Genomic DNA, 15341 nt, shown 5'->3' with positions numbered 1-15341 from the left:
TAGCGGGACAGAAGCTGGCGCAATTCACTAGACTGCACGTCCTGCTACCTGTTGCCCGAGATAACAATCCATGTACCGTGACCGTATTCGCCTGCCTTCGTTGTTGGACAAAGTGATGAGCGCCGCCGACGCTGCCGCCCTGATTGAGGACGGCATGACCGTCGGCATGAGTGGCTTTACTCGCGCCGGCGAAGCCAAGGCCGTCCCTCAGGCGCTGGCCGAGCGTGCCAAGGTCACGCCGCTGAAGATCAGCCTGATGACCGGCGCAAGCCTGGGCAACGACCTCGACAAACAGTTGACCGAAGCCGGTGTGCTGTCGCGACGCATGCCGTTTCAGGTCGACAGTACCCTGCGCAAGGCGATCAATGCCGGTGAGGTCATGTTCATCGACCAGCACTTGTCGGAAACCGTGGAGCAATTGCGCAACCAGCAATTGAAGCTGCCGGACATTGCCGTGATTGAAGCCGTAGCGATAACCGAGCAAGGACATATCGTGCCAACCACTTCGGTCGGCAACTCGGCCAGCTTCGCGATTTTCGCCAAGCACGTGATCGTCGAGATCAACATGGCGCACAACCCGAATCTCGAAGGTCTGCACGACATCTATATTCCGACCTACCGTCCGACTCGTACGCCGATTCCGCTGGTCAAGGTCGACGATCGCATTGGCAGCACCGCCATCCCGATTCCACCGGAAAAAATCGTCGCCATCGTAGTCACCCACCAGGCTGACTCGCCCTCCACGGTGCTGGCGCCGGACGCCGAGACCCAAGCCATTGCCGATCATCTGATCGACTTCTTCAAACAGGAAGTGGCAGCAGGGCGCATGACCAACAAACTCGGCCCGCTACAAGCCGGTATCGGCACCATCGCCAACTCGGTGATGTGCGGCTTGATCGACTCGCCGTTCGAAGACCTGACGATGTACTCCGAAGTGCTGCAGGACTCGACCTTCGACCTGATCGACGCCGGCAAGCTGAGTTTTGCTTCGGGCAGTTCGATCACCCTGTCGAGCCGACGCAATGCCGACGTGTTCGGCAATCTGGAGCGCTACAAGGACAAGCTGGTTCTGCGCCCGCAGGAGATCTCCAACCACCCTGAAGTCGTGCGCCGCCTTGGCATCATCGGCATCAACACGGCACTGGAGTTCGATATCTACGGCAACGTCAACTCCACTCACGTCTGCGGCACGCGGATGATGAACGGCATCGGCGGATCGGGCGATTTCGCGCGCAACGCACACCTGTCCGTGTTCGTGACCAAGTCGATCGCCAAGGGCGGTGCGATCTCCAGCGTGGTGCCGATGGTCAGCCATGTCGACCACACCGAACATGACGTCGACATTCTCGTGACCGAAGTGGGCCTGGCAGACTTGCGTGGCCTGGCGCCTCGGGAACGCGCCCGGGTCATCATCGACAAATGCGTGCACCCGGATTACCGCCAGGCGCTGAATGATTACTTCACCGCCGCGTGCGCCATCGGCGGGCACACCCCCCACATCCTGCGTGACGCCCTGAGCTGGCACATCAACCTGGAAGAAACCGGGCAAATGCTGAAGAAGTAATTGGTACAGATAGCAGCTGGCGCAAACACAGTTTCGTCAGCTTGCCCTTGCCCCTTCGGAATATTAAAAAAACTGTACTGCTGTACTGGTCGTTTCTTTAGGAAAACTCCTACACCACCAAGCCAAAACAACAGTTTTGCACCTTAATAGTGCAGACAGGTACAGTTGCCTCAATTCAGACCAGTACACCCCCTTTAAACAGTTAACTGAGCTCTTACAATACAGATGAACTGTATCTACAGAGACTAGGCAAACGAGAGGATCATGGGCACCAGTTAAGCCACTACCTAATCCCGCCATAAGCGGAAGGATGAAAACCATGGAACGTACACTCAGTTCCGAACTGTTCTTCGAAGACACCGCTGCAAAAACCCAGGCTTCCCTGCCTCTGCGCGTTATCGCCAACCTGATGCTGTGGCAGCGCCGCATCACCAGCCGCCATCAACTGGCTCGTCTGGATTCGCGTCTGCTGGCTGACGCCGGTATTAGCGAAGCACAACGCTACGAAGAGCTGAGCAAGCCGTTCTGGCGCTAAGTTAGCGTCGCTGGCTCTGACCTGAAGGGTCCACCGCCAGCAACCCGAATTGAAAAAACAAAACCCGTCGTGGGAAACCACGACGGGTTTTGTCGTTTTGGCCTGTCAAGTCCGCTCGAACAGTAGAAAACCAAGAAACCAGTACAGTTTGTAAAAACAACAAACTGAATGAGTACAATATCGTCGCGGTGTGTCTGTAGCGGATATTCGACCGGTGTCAGCATGGAGCCCTCTACTTATCAGGACAGGGACCGCGCCATGAGTTCTTTACAGGATGTTTCCACACCACAGGTTCAATCGAGACCTTGCTTGCGCTGGGTCAGATACCTGTTAACAAGACTCTTCGCTAGTCTGGAAAGGGCGAGAACACGGCGTTTACTGGCTCAACTCGATGATCGTCAGCTATCGGATCTTTGCATCAGCCATGCTGAGCGCATCAATGAATTGGATAAACCGTTCTGGCGCTGACTGCCTGCTTGCATGTCGGGCTGTTCGAATTGACACACTCAGGCCTAATATCAGGTCAGAACGTGGCGAGCGCCAAGCGCCTGGCGTCTGACTTTGCAGACACTGCGCCATCTTCCAATCGGCTTACCCTAGGAGTTACACCATGTCCCGACTTCGCTTGCTCAGCGCTGCAGCCCTGCTTGCCGTAGCAGCCAATTCCCACGCCACCAGCTTTATCGTGACCACCGACGCAGTCGTTGGGGCACTCAAATCCAGTTCCGATGCGACGTCCGACATCACGTCTTCGTTCAAAGATGACAAGATCGTGCTCGCAGCACGTGACGACGCCGCCAGCTTCGTTGCCAGCGAAGGTTCCATCCGCGGGGTGAAACTGGAAAGCGCGCTCGACCATATTCGTCATCAGGCCCCCCAGTTGAACGCAACCGATGCACAACTGGCGCAGGCGATCCTGACGATCTGATCGACTTCTGGCCGGGGACACGCTCGACGTGTCCCAATATTTCCGTGCTGGCTCTGGAATGGGCCTTGCGCTAGCCTTGGGACTCACTTTTAACTGTCGAGTCTCATGCGTTTTCTTGCAAATCTGTTGATCACTCCAGTCATGGTTACTGCCGCCTGTTCAGGCTCAGCCCACGCCTACGACGCCTTTAACCTGTCAACCCAAGGGGTCGTGGCCAGTGGATATGCCACAAGCATGGTGACCTCCGCCCCCTTCGACCATAAACTGCTGCTCGCAGCCCAGGATGACGCCGCGGCATTCATTGCCAGTGACGGCCAACTAAGAGCCGCACAACTGGAGTCGGCCCTGCGGTATCTGCGCCGAACCCAGGCAAAACTTCATGCCAGCGACCTTGAACTGGCACAAGCAATTCTCGTCCAATGGTTATCCCTGTTTTTTCTGGAGTCATTCCATGCGTAACCCGCTGATTGCTGCCACCTTAGGCCTGCTGCTGTTGGCCGATGTGGCCCAGGCACATACTCTGGTTGCCACCAGTAATATTCTGATCCGTGCTACCCAGCGCACCCTCGATTTCACCTCCGACACCACCACGTCCATTCGCGATTCGAAAATCGTGCGCGAAGCCCAGGACGACGCCGCCAGTTTCGTTGCCAGCAATGGCGACATTCGTGGCGCTCACCTGGAATCCGCCTTCGATTTGCTGCGCACCCGTGTGCCGGAAGCTCGTGACGCCAGTGACCAGGATCTCGCCGAAGCCATCCTCGCACTGTGAAGCGTCCAGGCGCCTGGCTGCTGGCCGGAGCCCTGTTGCTGCTCGGCAACACGGCCCACGCTGGCCTTCAATTACAGCTCAAGGCCGAAGGTCTGACGCCCGCGCAACAGCAAGCCAGCCAGGCGTTGCTCGATGAAGCCATGCAGGCACTGCCGCCACGCTTTGTCGAACAATTGGACCGGCGCATCGATGTCGGCTGGACCGATGACATGCCGAGAAATGCCTACGGTCAGGCGACACTGGTGTCCGAACTCGATCTGAACCGCAACCTGCTGGCCGGCCTCACCGATGGCAGCGCCGCGACCAAGAAGACCCATCGCCCCCATGGCACCGTGCGCCGGGAAATGCTGGCCACGGTGTTGCACGAGCTGACTCACATCTACGATCGCTCACGCCTGTGGCCAAAGGCAGAGCGCACACTGATTCAACGCTGTACCCGACAAGACAGCAGCTCAGGGCTGGTCGGCATCCCCGACCAATGCCGCGGCCAGACCGGCCGCCGCTATACCCTTAGCGATGATCCACGCCTGCTCGACCTCGCCGGCTGGCCGCAATACGTCGGCCGTCGTGGCGAGCGCGAACAGTACAACCGGCAGATCGCGCGCAGCCCGGACATCTACGAGACGAGCAGCCCCAAGGAGTTCGTCGCGGTCAATATGGAGTACTTCCTGCTCGATCCGAGCTACGCCTGCCGTCGTCCCGCGTTGTACCGCTACTACAAAGAACATTTCGGCTGGGCACCCACGGCCAAAGACGCTTGCGGCAAAACCGTCGCCTTCCTCAATGCCGGCAGTGATTTCGCCAAAACACCACTGGGCCAGGTCGATCCTGAACGGGTTTACGCCATCGACTACCTGCTGGCCGAAGCTAACCAGAACTTGTTCAGCTACTGGGGTCACAGCATGTTGCGCCTGGTCATTTGCGCACCGGGCCGGCCACGCGGACCGGATTGCCGACTGGACCTGGACCAGCATCTGGTGCTGTCGTACCGTGCTTTTGTCGGTGATGTGCAGATGTCGAGCTGGAACGGGCTGGTCGGCAAGTACCCATCGCGCCTGTTTGTCCTGCCGCTTTCCCAGGTCATCGATGAATACACCAAGACCGAGTTGCGCAGCCTGGCCTCAGTGCCACTTAACCTGTCGCGCCGCGAGATCGATGATGTGGTGGAGCACGCCGCCGAAATGCACTGGAGCTACGACGGCAACTACTTCTTCCTGTCCAACAACTGTGCAGTAGAAGGACTGAAACTGCTGCGTAGCAGCACTAACAACCCGCAGCTGGTGGGTCTGGACAACATCATGCCCAACGGCATGCTCGAAGTGCTCAAGGGGCGTGGTCTGGCCGATACCAGCGTGCTGGATGATCCTCGCGAAGCACTGCGCCTGGGTTATCGCTTCGACTCCTTCCGTGATCGCTACCAAGCGATGTTCGACGTGTTGAAAAAGCAGATGCCGATCAAACAGGAAACTGTCGAAGAGTGGCTGGATTTGAAAGCCGCAGAGCGGCGGCAATGGTTCGAACAGGCTGATTTGCGTACTAGCGCGGCATTGCTGCTGCTGGAACAGGCGAGTTTCCGTCGACAGATGCTGCTGGCCCAGGACGAGGTGAAGCAACGCTATCTGGGCGCTCGGGAGCTGAAAAACGGCGGCATGGACAAGGCCAACGAGACGCTGAAGCAGATTCTCGCCAACAGCGGCTTCCTCAGCCGCCCGGCAGAATTGCTGGGGACCGCAGGTTACGGGTTGCCGCAACCAAGCGAGTGGAAGCATCTGGAATCGGAAAGCAGCCAACGCCAGAAGCAGCTCCTGGCGCTGTCCGGGGATCTGGACAAGGAAGTGAGAGCCTTGCTTGAACCGGGCCGTGCCGCCGAAATGGCCGCCAACGAGGCCAACGTGAAGCAGATCGGTGAGCACCTGCGCAAACTGCACAAGGCATCAGGCGGGATAGAGTTGCCTTGATACCGCAACCGTGTGGGAGCGAGCTCGCTCCCACACGGTTTACAGCGTTCAGGAACTTTACCTTCAGCTGACGCGGGCCTTACGCACACCTTCGGCCAACGCCGAGCAGAGGCTCAGCACGCCATCCACGGCTTGTTCCGGGGAGGTGGCATTGGCGATGTGATCGATCAACGCCGAGCCCACCACAACACCGTCCGCCAGACGCGCGATGGACGCTGCCTGTTCCGGAGTCCGGATACCGAAACCGATGCTGATCGGCAGGTCGGTATGGCGACGCAGACGGGCGACCGCTTCCTCGACGTGTTCCAGCGTGGCGGCACCGGCGCCGGTCACACCGGCCACCGAGACGTAGTAGACGAAGCCGGAGCTGCCGTTGAGAACGGTCGGCAGGCGCACATCGTCGGTGGTTGGCGTGGTCAGGCGAATGAAGTCCAGGCCCGCGGCCTGCGCCGGGTCGCACAGCTCGCCGTTATGTTCGGGCGGCAGGTCGACCACGATCAGACCATCAACGCCAGCCTCCTTGGCTTCGGCAATGAAACGCGGTACGCCGTACATGTGGATCGGGTTGAAGTAACCCATCAGCACCAGTGGCGTATCGTTGTTGTCCTGGCGGAACTCGCGAACCATTTGCAGGGTTTTCGCCAGATTCTGTTTGGCACCCAACGCACGGATGTTGGCGAGCTGGATGGCCGGGCCGTCAGCCATCGGGTCGGTGAAGGGCATGCCCAGCTCGATCACATCGGCGCCAGCCGCCGGCAAGCCCTTGAGGATGGCCAGGGACGTGTCGTAGCTCGGGTCGCCAGCGGTGACGAAGGTCACCAGGGCGGCGCGGTTCTGTTCCTTGAGTTCGGCAAAACGCGTTTGCAGGCGGCTCATCAGTGTTTCTCCTGCTTGGATTGTTCCATGTGGTGCATCACGGTCTGCATGTCTTTGTCGCCACGGCCGGACAGGTTGACCACCATCAGGTGATCTTTAGGCAAGGTCGGTGCGCGCTTGAATACTTCAGCCAAGGCATGGGCGCTTTCCAGGGCAGGGATGATCCCTTCCAGGCGGCAGCACTGGTGGAATGCAGCGAGGGCTTCGTCGTCGGTCACCGAGGTGTACTGAACGCGGCCGATGTCATGCAACCAGGCGTGTTCCGGGCCGATGCCCGGATAGTCCAGGCCAGCGGAGATCGAATGGGCATCGATGATCTGGCCATCGTCGTCCTGCAGCAGGAAGGTGCGGTTGCCGTGCAACACACCAGGTACGCCGCCGTTCAGGCTGGCCGCATGCTTGCCGGTCTCGATACCGTAACCGGCGGCTTCAACGCCGATGATCTCGACACTCTTGTCGTCGAGGAACGGGTGGAACAGGCCCATGGCGTTGGAACCACCACCGATGCACGCCACCAGGCTGTCTGGCAGGCGACCTTCCTGGGCTTGCAACTGCTCGCGGGTTTCCTTGCCGATCACCGCCTGGAAGTCGCGAACCATTGCCGGGTAAGGATGCGGACCGGCCACGGTGCCGATCAGGTAGAAGGTGCTGTCGACGTTGGTCACCCAGTCACGCAGGGCTTCGTTCATCGCGTCTTTCAGCGTGCCGGTGCCGGCCACTACCGGGATCACTTCGGCGCCCAGCAGCTTCATGCGAAACACGTTGGCCTGCTGACGTTCGATGTCAGTGGTGCCCATGTAGATTACGCAATCCAGACCGAAACGCGCAGCGACGGTGGCAGTGGCCACACCGTGCATGCCGGCGCCGGTCTCGGCGATGATGCGCTTCTTGCCCATGCGCCGCGCCAGCAGGATCTGGCCGATGCAGTTGTTGATCTTGTGCGCGCCGGTGTGGTTCAGCTCTTCACGCTTGAGGTAGATCTTCGCACCGCCGCAGAATTCGGTCAGACGCTCGGCGAAGTACAGTGGGCTTGGACGTCCGACGTAGTCGCGCTGGAAGTAAGCCAGTTCTTCCTTGAATGCAGGATCTTCCTTGGCCAGCTCGTATTCGCGGGCCAGGTCGAGGATCAACGGCATCAGGGTTTCGGCAACGTAGCGGCCGCCGAACGCGCCAAACAGGCCGTTGGCATCAGGGCCGTTGCGCAGATTAGTCTGGGTCATGGGGCGCTCCAGTTGAATGCGTGAAGTGATGCATAAAGAGATAGTGGGCTTCACTCTACCCCTGACGCCCCGACCTGAAAACCGATAAGATCGCCACAACCTGTCAGGAAAACTCACAGATCAAATGAGCCATGACCTTCCTCCGCTGAACGCGCTTCGAGCCTTCGAAGCCACTGCCCGCCTGAACAGCGTCAGTCAAGCCGCCGAACAGTTGCACGTCACCCACGGTGCGGTCAGCCGGCAACTCAAGGTGCTTGAAGAACACCTCGGCTTAAGCCTGTTCATCAAGGACGGTCGCGGCCTGAAACTCACAGATGCCGGGTTGCGACTGCGTGACGCCAGCAGCGAAGCCTTCGAGCGCCTGCGTAGCGTCTGCACCGAACTCACACAAAGCACAGCCGATGCGCCATTCGTGCTCGGTTGCTCGGGAAGTCTGCTGGCGCGCTGGTTTATCCCGCGACTGGGCCGACTCAACGCCGACCTGCCGGACTTGCGCCTGCACCTGTCGGCCGGAGAAGGCGATCTGGATCCGCGAAGACCCGGGCTGGATGCCTTGCTGGTATTTGCCGAGCCACCCTGGCCTGCGGACATGCAGGTTTTTGAGCTGACCAGTGAACGTATCGGCCCGGTCATGAGTCCGCGGTTCGCCGGCTATGCACGACTCAAGCAGGCGCCGGAAACCGCACTGCTGAGCGAACCCTTGCTGCATACCACCTCACGCCCGCAAGCCTGGCCGAACTGGGCGCAACCACGCGGGCTCGACGCCAGGGCGTTGAAGTACGGTCAGGGATTTGAACATTTGTATTACTTGCTGGAAGCCGCCGTCGCAGGTCTTGGCGTGGCGATTGCCCCCGAACCCTTGGTGACGGAGGACTTGAAGGCCGGCCGCCTGGTTGCGCCTTGGGGCTTCAGTGAAACCCCGGCGCAACTGGCGTTGTGGCTACCCAAGCGCGCCGCGGACGGGCGCGCCCGGCAACTGGCGCAGTGGCTCAAGAACGAGCTGCGTCGAGCGGATTAATCACGCTTGCACAACAGATAAGCGGCCAACAGGCCCAATGCACCCACTGCGACACCCGCTGCTGTCCAAGGGTGTTCCTGGGCGTAGTCCCGAGTGGCAATCCCGGTTTCACGGGTTTTGACCTTGACCTCTTCATAGGCATCGGCAAGCAGATGGCGCGAATGCTTCAAGGCATTCTCGGCGTTGCTTTTCAGGGTCTTGAGGGTTTTACGCGACTCGTCCGAGGCGTCGTCCTTCAAGCTTTCCAATGACTTGAGCAGACTCTCGATCTCGGCTTCCATGCTTTGCAATGAGGCTTTGCGTAACGAGGTGTTGGCCATGGTGGCTCTCCTGCATTGGTGATGAGTGGCGTGTGTTGGTTGGGACTTCATGGGTTCGAGAAAGTGCAGAAAATCTGAACTTCACCCTCAGAACGGCCGACGGAAGAAATAGAAAAAATCACTGCTAATCTGTAATTCACACGCCGAGGAGAACGCCATGTCTGACCATCACACCTACAAGAAAGTCGAGCTGATCGGCTCGTCCACCAGCAGTATCGAAGATGCGATCAATAACGCGCTGACCGAAGCCAGCAAAAGCATCAAGTACATGGAATGGTTTGAAGTGACCGAGACCCGTGGGCACATCAGGGACGGCAAGGCTGCGCACTTTCAAGTGACCTTGAAAGTCGGGTTCCGGATTGCCAGCAGCTGACTTTGGACTAGTCTTCTGAACTTGCACGCCGGTCGAATGCCATAGGGAATGGCAAAGCACTACATGAGTGCGTCCGGCTGACGGCTGGTTACCCCTATGATCCGACCAGGGAATGCAACCGATGAAGAAGTTTATGTTGGCAGTAGGTTTGTTGAGCCTTGCGGGGAGCGCATTGGCGGGCGGCAAGCCATGCGAAGAGCTGAAAGCCGAAATCGCAGCGAAACTTGATGCCAAGGGCGTTTCCGGATATTCGCTGGAGATCGCCGATAAAGGTGCCGCTGCCGGCGGGAAAGTTGTTGGCAAATGCGAAGCGGGCGCAAAAGTGATCGTCTATAAAAAGTAGGCCGATTCTCGCCCGAATGAAAAAGCCGACGCCGTGGCGCCGGCTTTTTCATGCCTGCCGTTTGAGTATCAGCCCCGCATGACCTGCGCCAGCAATTCGTAGGAATGCACGCGATCGGCATGTTCGTACAGGTCACAGGTGAAAATCAGCTCGTCAGCCTGGGTCTGCTCGATCAGGACCTCGAGTTTGGCGCGGATTTTCTGCGGGCTGCCGATCATGGCCAGGCCAAGGAAATCGTGCACGGCATCTTTCTCATGGGGCAGCCACAGGCCGTCCATGGTCTTCACTGGCGGACGCTGTACCAGGCTTTGGCCACGCATCAGGGCGAGAATCCGCTGGAAGACCGAGGTCGCCAGGTAATCGGCCTGCTCGTCGGTATCGGCTGCAACCAATGGCACGCCGAGCATCACATAAGGTTTGTCCAAAACGGCTGACGGTTTGAAGTGATTGCGGTAGACCCGAATCGCTTCATGCATGTAGCGCGGTGCGAAATGCGATGCGAAGGCGTAGGGCAAACCACGCTCACCCGCCAGTTGCGCACTGAACAGGCTCGACCCCAACAACCAGACAGGCACATTGGTCCCGGTTCCCGGCATCGCGATGATGCGTTGGTCCGGGGTACGTGGCCCGAGGTAGCGCACCAGTTCCGCCACATCTTCCGGGAAGTCGTCGGCGCTGCCGGAGCGTTCGCGGCGCAGTGCACGTGCGGTCATCTGGTCGGAACCGGGGGCACGCCCCAGGCCCAGATCGATCCGGCCCGGATAAAGGCTTTCCAGAGTGCCGAACTGTTCGGCGATCACCAACGGTGCGTGGTTGGGCAACATCACTCCGCCCGAACCGACTCGAATGGTCGACGTACCACCGGCCAGATACCCGAGCAGCACTGAAGTGGCGGAGCTGGCGATGCCATCCATGTTGTGGTGCTCAGCCACCCAGAAGCGGTTGTAACCGAACTTCTCGACATGCTGCGCCAGGTCAAGCGAGTTGCGCAGCGATTGGGCCGCGCTGCCGTTCTCGCGCACTGGCACCAGATCGAGGGTCGAGAACTTGATATCGGACAGTCGTTTCATAAACCTGCTTCTCCAATTGAGGGCGCAGGTTTGTTCTTGCGAACGCAAACCTGCCGAATCCAAAAGCGTGTTCATGCAATGAGGGCATATACCCGAGTTTCAATAGCCTGGTAAAAAATCCTACGAAAAAAGCAGATTGATCAGACGAGATGAACTTTGCGCCACCGTCTATCCTCACAACCCTGGCAAACGAAAACCACGAAGGCGCGACGTTTCGCGCCAATCTTGAGGAGGCAGGCATGGCTATCGTTAAGAAAGCTTCGGCTCATTGGGAAGGTGATCTGAAAACCGGCATTGGCTCGATTTCCACAGAAACCGGCGTGCTCCGGGAAGCACCCTATGGCTTCAAGGCGCGATTCGAAGGCGGCCGGGGCACCAACCCGGAAGAGCTGATCGGCGCGGCCCACGCCGGCTGTTTCTCCATGGCGTTTTCCATGATTCTCGGTGATGCCGGTCTGAAGGCCGATAGTATCGACACCCAGGCAGAAGTCACTCTGGATCAAGTGGACGGCGGTTTTGCGATCACCGCAGTGAAATTGATTCTGAAGGCGAAAATCCCTGGAGCGACCCAGGCCCGGTTCGAAGAGCTCAGCAACAAGGCCAAAGAGGGCTGTCCGGTATCCAAAGTGCTGAATGCGAAGATCAGCCTGGAGGCAACATTGGTCGGCTAGATTTTCGTTGAAAAAAAGATCGCTGCTTTGTGCAATCTACCGGGATCATTCGGTAAAAGGTGCTCAAGGCTGCGATCTTTTTTGCGTCGCGACAGACTTGCCCGTTAAAACTGTGGTCGAATAAATGACAGCAGCAAAAACCACGATTGTGCGTGCTGCCTCAAAGGAGCTTCAACCATGATACGTTTTACCCTGGCGGTTATCTGTTGCGCACTGGCCACTTCGGCTCTGGCGGCACCGAAACCCTGCGAAGAACTCAAGGCCGAGATCGAAGCCAAGATCCAGGCCAGCGGCGTCACTTCCTATACGCTTGAAATCGTCACCAACGACGAGGTACACGACCAGAACATGGTCGTTGGCTCGTGCGAAAACGGCACCAGGAAAATCATCTATCAGAAGAACGACCGCTGACATCTCACATCAAGCAGTAAGACTCCCGGTCTTCAGCAACGATCTCCCGCTTGGCGTTGTACAGCCGGGCGCCGGGGGTAAAGGCGATGGAACGGCCTTCGAGCACATAACGCTGACCGGCTTCGAAATGATCATATTTGATGGTCAGGTAGCACAGCCGCTCCGAAGGGCCGCTCATCATGCCCAACCCACCACCAGGCACTTCAAAGTCGAAACGCACAATCAGTTCATGGCTGCCCGGCGTGACCTCGAAAAAACGCCCGTCGCGCAGGCGTTGTTTATCCAGTCGCTCGGCCATCAACAACTTGTCGTTAGGGAAGGGCGTAGAGAATTCGACCCAGGCCATTTTTGGATTGGGTGTCGGCATCGGGCTTTGACAGCCCGTGACAACACCGACGGCGAGTAACAGCATCAACTTGCGCATGATGGATGTCCCAAGGGATATACATCCAGCATAACGCCGATCAGGTGTGTTGACAGCCTGCCGGCGTGCCCTGGCCAATCACCCTGCGCTGCTGATCGTAGAGCTTCGCCCAAGGCCGAAAGCCGATGTTCCCCGCTTGTAGTTGATAACGCTCACCCGCGTTGAAATCGCTGAATTTCACGTTCAACTGACAATCGCGCCACAACGGCTCGGCGTCAGGGCCAATGTTGGTAGGCTGGACCGAGAATTGGTAGCGGACCGTCAACTCATGACTACCGGGATGAACCTGGAAATAGCGTTTATCGTCGGTGATCCTGTTATCGACCTCCAGCGCCTGCAGCGCCGTATCCTCTTGCTTCGAGTCCAGGTCGATCCAGGCTTGCGCAGGATCATGGCGGGGTATTCCGAAACCAGCACAGCCGGCCAGCATCAGCAGGCCTCCTGTCAGTATCAACATGCGCATAGCGGAGCTCCAGTCTGGCGGGATAGTCTTGCGGAAAGACTCTCCAAGGAAGAATTATTGTGATCAGGCCGCTTCCTAGCCTTGGGTTACTTGATCGCGTTTTTCGCGTTTTGTTTCCGAGCCTGTTGTTTTTGTTGCTCAACGGCTGCACCAGCGCCAGCTATTACAGCCAACTGGTCAGCGGCCAACTTCAGTTGCTGCGGACCAGGGAGCCGGTTTCCAGCGTGATTGCCAACCCGGCGCGCGACCAAAAACTGCGTATACACCTGGAGCAATCGCAAAAGGCCCGAACCTTCGCCAGCCAGCAATTGCACCTGCCGGATAACCAGAGTTACCGCTTGTACGCGGACATTGGGCGTCCCTTCGTCGTCTGGAATGTCTTCGCTACGCCGGAATTTTCCCTCAAGCCCATAAACCACTGCTTCCCCATTGCCGGTTGCGTGGCCTATCGCGGTTACTACAACCAGAGCGCAGCCCGCGGCGCAGCGGCTTTGCAACGCTTGCAAGGCATGGACGTGTCGATTGGCGGCGTCGAGGCCTATTCGACACTCGGCTGGTTCAACGACCCGATCATCAGTTCGATGATGGGCTGGGGGGATGAACGACTGGCCACGCTGATCTTTCACGAACTGGCCCATCAACGCGTCTATGTGAAGGACGACACGGAGTTCAACGAATCCTTCGCCACCTTCGTCGAGCAGGAAGGTACTCGCCAATGGCGCGCCTACCGCCACCTGCCACCGGACAACAATGCGCAGGCACGTCAGCGCGAACAGTTCACCGAGTTGGTGCTCAACACCCGCACCCGACTGGAGAAGCTCTACACCTTGCCGCTGCCCACCGAACAAATGCGCCAGCGCAAGGCGGCCGAATTCGAGCGCTTGCGCAACGAATACCGGCAATTGCGCGACAGTCAGTGGGCCGCAGACAAACGCTACGACGCCTGGATCCATGCACCCATGAACAATGCCCGGCTATTGCCGTTTGGCTTGTACGACCAATGGGTGCCGGCATTTGGCGCGCTGTTTCATCAGGAAAATGGCGACTGGCTTAAATTTTACGCCGCCGTGGAAAAGCTTGGCGCCTTGCCGACGGACGAGCGCAAGGCCACGCTGAAGGCTTTGGCTGACGGAGCCAATCAACCAAAGAACCAGTAGCAAACCCCGATCGCGCCCAGCACCCCGGCAAGCTCGGCCAGCAATGCACAACCGACGGCATGGCGTGCGCGCTGGATACCCACGGCGCCGAAGTACACCGCCAGGACATAGAACGTCGTTTCGGTACTGCCCTGGACCGTTGCCGCCACCAGCGCCGGGAAGCTGTCCACGCCCGAGGTCTTCATGGTTTCAATCAGCATCGCCCGGGCGGCGCTACCGGAGAAGGGTTTGACCATCGCCGTCGGCAGGGCGTCAACGAAACGTGTGTCCCAACCGGCCCATTCCACCAGATGACGGATCCCGTCCAGACCGAAGTCCAGAGCCCCGGACGCGCGCAGTACGCCCACCGCGCAGAGCATCGCCACCAAGTAGGGCAGCAGGTTCCTGGCGACGTCAAAACCCTCTTTGGCTCCTTCAACGAAGGCCTCGTAGACCTTCACTTTGCGCAGCGCGCCGATCATTAAAAACAGCATGATCAGGCCAAACAGCGTCAGGTTGCCGAGTATCGATGACAGGCCGGCCAGCGCAGTCGCCGAAAGGGTCGCCAGCAACGCCATGAAACCACCGAGGGCGAGGGCGCCGGGGATCAGGTAGGCCAGCACCACCGGGTCCCAGATGCGCAATCGCTGCATGAATGCCACCGACAGGAAGCCGACAATGGTCGAGCAACTGGTCGCCAGCAGGATCGGCAGGAACACCAGCGTCGGGTCAGGCGCGCCTTGCTGGGCGCGATACATGAAGATCGTCACCGGCAGCAGGGTCAGCGAGGAGGCGTTGAGCACCAGGAACAGGATCTGTGCGTTGCTGGCGACGGTCGCGCTGGGATTGAGTTCTTGCAGCGCTTTCATGGCCTTGAGACCGATCGGTGTGGCGGCGTTGTCCAGGCCCAGGCCATTGGCGGCGAAGTTGAGGGTGATCAGGCCGATGGCCGGATGGCCCGGCGGGACTTCAGGCATCAGGCGCAAGAACAGTGGCCCCAAGGCCTTGGCCAACCATTCGACGATGCCGGCTTTCTCGGCGATGCGCAAAAAGCCCAGCCAGAGGGTGAGGGTGCCGAACAGCAGCACCATGACTTCGACCGACAGCTTGGCCATGGCAAAAATGCTTTCCACCATCGCCGCGAATATCCCGGCGTTGCCGCCAATCAGCCACTGGGCCAGCGCCGATACGGCTGCCACGATGAAGAAGCCAAGCCACAGGCCATTGAGCATCAGTCAAATCCCCCCAAAAGATCCGCG

The 15341-nt window shown here is 58.9% G+C and carries 20 protein-coding genes; 13 read left to right on the top strand and 7 right to left on the bottom strand.

Translation table 11 applies throughout. The features are described 5' to 3' along the window. The first annotated feature begins 70 nt into the window (after window positions 1-70). The 7 genes from scpC to AC3ITA_RS00490 all read left to right on the top strand — a co-directional run bounded on the left by scpC (window position 71) and on the right by AC3ITA_RS00490 (window position 5757). Window positions 71-1564: a succinyl-CoA:acetate CoA-transferase ScpC gene (gene scpC / locus AC3ITA_RS00520; RefSeq protein WP_150671858.1), complete on the top strand. Its 1494-nt coding sequence runs from the start codon at window positions 71-73 to the stop codon at window positions 1562-1564. A 319-nt stretch (window positions 1565-1883) separates the two neighbouring features. Further along, the gene (locus AC3ITA_RS00515) at window positions 1884-2099 is read left to right on the top strand and encodes a DUF1127 domain-containing protein (RefSeq protein WP_008018491.1); all 216 of its coding nucleotides are present in this window, start codon (window positions 1884-1886) and stop codon (window positions 2097-2099) included. A 258-nt stretch (window positions 2100-2357) separates the two neighbouring features. After that, on the top strand, window positions 2358-2567 hold the full coding sequence (locus AC3ITA_RS00510; RefSeq protein ID WP_095943055.1) for a DUF1127 domain-containing protein: 210 nt from the start codon (window positions 2358-2360) through the stop codon (window positions 2565-2567). A 142-nt stretch (window positions 2568-2709) separates the two neighbouring features. Then, on the top strand, window positions 2710-3027 hold the full coding sequence (locus AC3ITA_RS00505) for a DUF2388 domain-containing protein (RefSeq protein WP_095942951.1): 318 nt from the start codon (window positions 2710-2712) through the stop codon (window positions 3025-3027). A 105-nt stretch (window positions 3028-3132) separates the two neighbouring features. Continuing rightward, window positions 3133-3486: a DUF2388 domain-containing protein gene (locus AC3ITA_RS00500; protein ID WP_489279097.1), complete on the top strand. Its 354-nt coding sequence runs from the start codon at window positions 3133-3135 to the stop codon at window positions 3484-3486. Further along, a complete protein-coding gene (locus AC3ITA_RS00495) occupies window positions 3479-3799 on the top strand; it encodes a DUF2388 domain-containing protein (protein ID WP_057712574.1) in 321 nt (106 codons plus the stop codon). The genes AC3ITA_RS00500 and AC3ITA_RS00495 overlap by 8 nt, the downstream gene beginning before the upstream one ends. Next, window positions 3796-5757: a DUF7844 domain-containing protein gene (locus tag AC3ITA_RS00490; RefSeq protein ID WP_489279095.1), complete on the top strand. Its 1962-nt coding sequence runs from the start codon at window positions 3796-3798 to the stop codon at window positions 5755-5757. Before AC3ITA_RS00495 ends, AC3ITA_RS00490 begins: the two co-directional genes overlap by 4 nt. A 63-nt stretch (window positions 5758-5820) precedes the next feature. On the opposite strand, the gene trpA is transcribed toward AC3ITA_RS00490, so the two are convergent. Both trpA and trpB read right to left on the bottom strand, forming a co-directional pair. After that, the gene (gene trpA / locus AC3ITA_RS00485; protein WP_095942954.1) at window positions 5821-6633 is read right to left on the bottom strand and encodes a tryptophan synthase subunit alpha; all 813 of its coding nucleotides are present in this window, start codon (window positions 6631-6633) and stop codon (window positions 5821-5823) included. Next, entirely contained in the window at window positions 6633-7853 is a 1221-nt protein-coding gene (gene trpB, locus AC3ITA_RS00480; RefSeq protein ID WP_008002146.1) for a tryptophan synthase subunit beta, read from the bottom strand. Before trpB ends, trpA begins: the two co-directional genes overlap by 1 nt. Window positions 7854-7977: 124 nt before the next feature. Between trpB and AC3ITA_RS00475 the strand changes: the two genes are divergently transcribed. Then, entirely contained in the window at window positions 7978-8871 is an 894-nt protein-coding gene (locus tag AC3ITA_RS00475; protein WP_095942955.1) for a LysR family transcriptional regulator, read from the top strand. On the opposite strand, the gene AC3ITA_RS00470 is transcribed toward AC3ITA_RS00475, so the two are convergent. Continuing rightward, entirely contained in the window at window positions 8868-9191 is a 324-nt protein-coding gene (locus AC3ITA_RS00470) for an ElaB/YgaM/YqjD family protein (RefSeq protein ID WP_095942956.1), read from the bottom strand. The genes AC3ITA_RS00475 and AC3ITA_RS00470 overlap by 4 nt on opposite strands. A gap of 157 nt (window positions 9192-9348) precedes the next feature. On the opposite strand from AC3ITA_RS00470, the gene AC3ITA_RS00465 reads away from it, so the two are divergent. Then, on the top strand, window positions 9349-9564 hold the full coding sequence (locus AC3ITA_RS00465; RefSeq protein ID WP_095942957.1) for a dodecin: 216 nt from the start codon (window positions 9349-9351) through the stop codon (window positions 9562-9564). 121 nt (window positions 9565-9685) lie between these two features. Continuing rightward, window positions 9686-9907: a DUF1161 domain-containing protein gene (locus AC3ITA_RS00460; RefSeq protein WP_489279092.1), complete on the top strand. Its 222-nt coding sequence runs from the start codon at window positions 9686-9688 to the stop codon at window positions 9905-9907. Window positions 9908-9975: 68 nt separating this feature from the next. Here the strand turns inward: AC3ITA_RS00460 and AC3ITA_RS00455 are convergent, their stop codons facing one another. After that, a complete protein-coding gene (locus tag AC3ITA_RS00455; RefSeq protein WP_008045867.1) occupies window positions 9976-10977 on the bottom strand; it encodes an LLM class flavin-dependent oxidoreductase in 1002 nt (333 codons plus the stop codon). A gap of 239 nt (window positions 10978-11216) precedes the next feature. Here AC3ITA_RS00455 and AC3ITA_RS00450 point away from each other — a divergent pair, with 239 nt between their 5' ends. Both AC3ITA_RS00450 and AC3ITA_RS00445 read left to right on the top strand, forming a co-directional pair. Beyond that, window positions 11217-11648 carry an OsmC family protein gene (locus AC3ITA_RS00450; RefSeq protein ID WP_056726695.1) on the top strand — a complete coding sequence of 144 codons (432 nt, stop codon included), beginning with the start codon at window positions 11217-11219 and terminating at the stop codon, window positions 11646-11648. Between the two features lie 177 nt (window positions 11649-11825). Continuing rightward, the gene (locus tag AC3ITA_RS00445; RefSeq protein ID WP_095942958.1) at window positions 11826-12059 is read left to right on the top strand and encodes a DUF1161 domain-containing protein; all 234 of its coding nucleotides are present in this window, start codon (window positions 11826-11828) and stop codon (window positions 12057-12059) included. Window positions 12060-12063: 4 nt separating this feature from the next. On the opposite strand, the gene AC3ITA_RS00440 is transcribed toward AC3ITA_RS00445, so the two are convergent. After that, on the bottom strand, window positions 12064-12483 hold the full coding sequence (locus AC3ITA_RS00440; RefSeq protein ID WP_095942959.1) for a PA0061/PA0062 family lipoprotein: 420 nt from the start codon (window positions 12481-12483) through the stop codon (window positions 12064-12066). A 40-nt stretch (window positions 12484-12523) separates the two neighbouring features. After that, window positions 12524-12946 (bottom strand): PA0061/PA0062 family lipoprotein, encoded by a 423-nt coding sequence (locus AC3ITA_RS00435; protein ID WP_095942960.1) that lies wholly within the window; start codon window positions 12944-12946, stop codon window positions 12524-12526. A gap of 59 nt (window positions 12947-13005) precedes the next feature. On the opposite strand from AC3ITA_RS00435, the gene AC3ITA_RS00430 reads away from it, so the two are divergent. Continuing rightward, window positions 13006-14103 (top strand): aminopeptidase, encoded by a 1098-nt coding sequence (locus tag AC3ITA_RS00430; protein ID WP_489279089.1) that lies wholly within the window; start codon window positions 13006-13008, stop codon window positions 14101-14103. Here the strand turns inward: AC3ITA_RS00430 and AC3ITA_RS00425 are convergent. Beyond that, window positions 14085-15314 (bottom strand): nucleoside recognition domain-containing protein, encoded by a 1230-nt coding sequence (locus AC3ITA_RS00425; protein WP_095942962.1) that lies wholly within the window; start codon window positions 15312-15314, stop codon window positions 14085-14087. The genes AC3ITA_RS00430 and AC3ITA_RS00425 overlap by 19 nt on opposite strands. Between the last annotated feature and the right edge of the window lie 27 nt (window positions 15315-15341).

It is taken from the genome of Pseudomonas sp. GL_090 (assembly GCF_057837765.1).
This window is presented reverse-complemented; position numbering and strand designations above follow the sequence as displayed.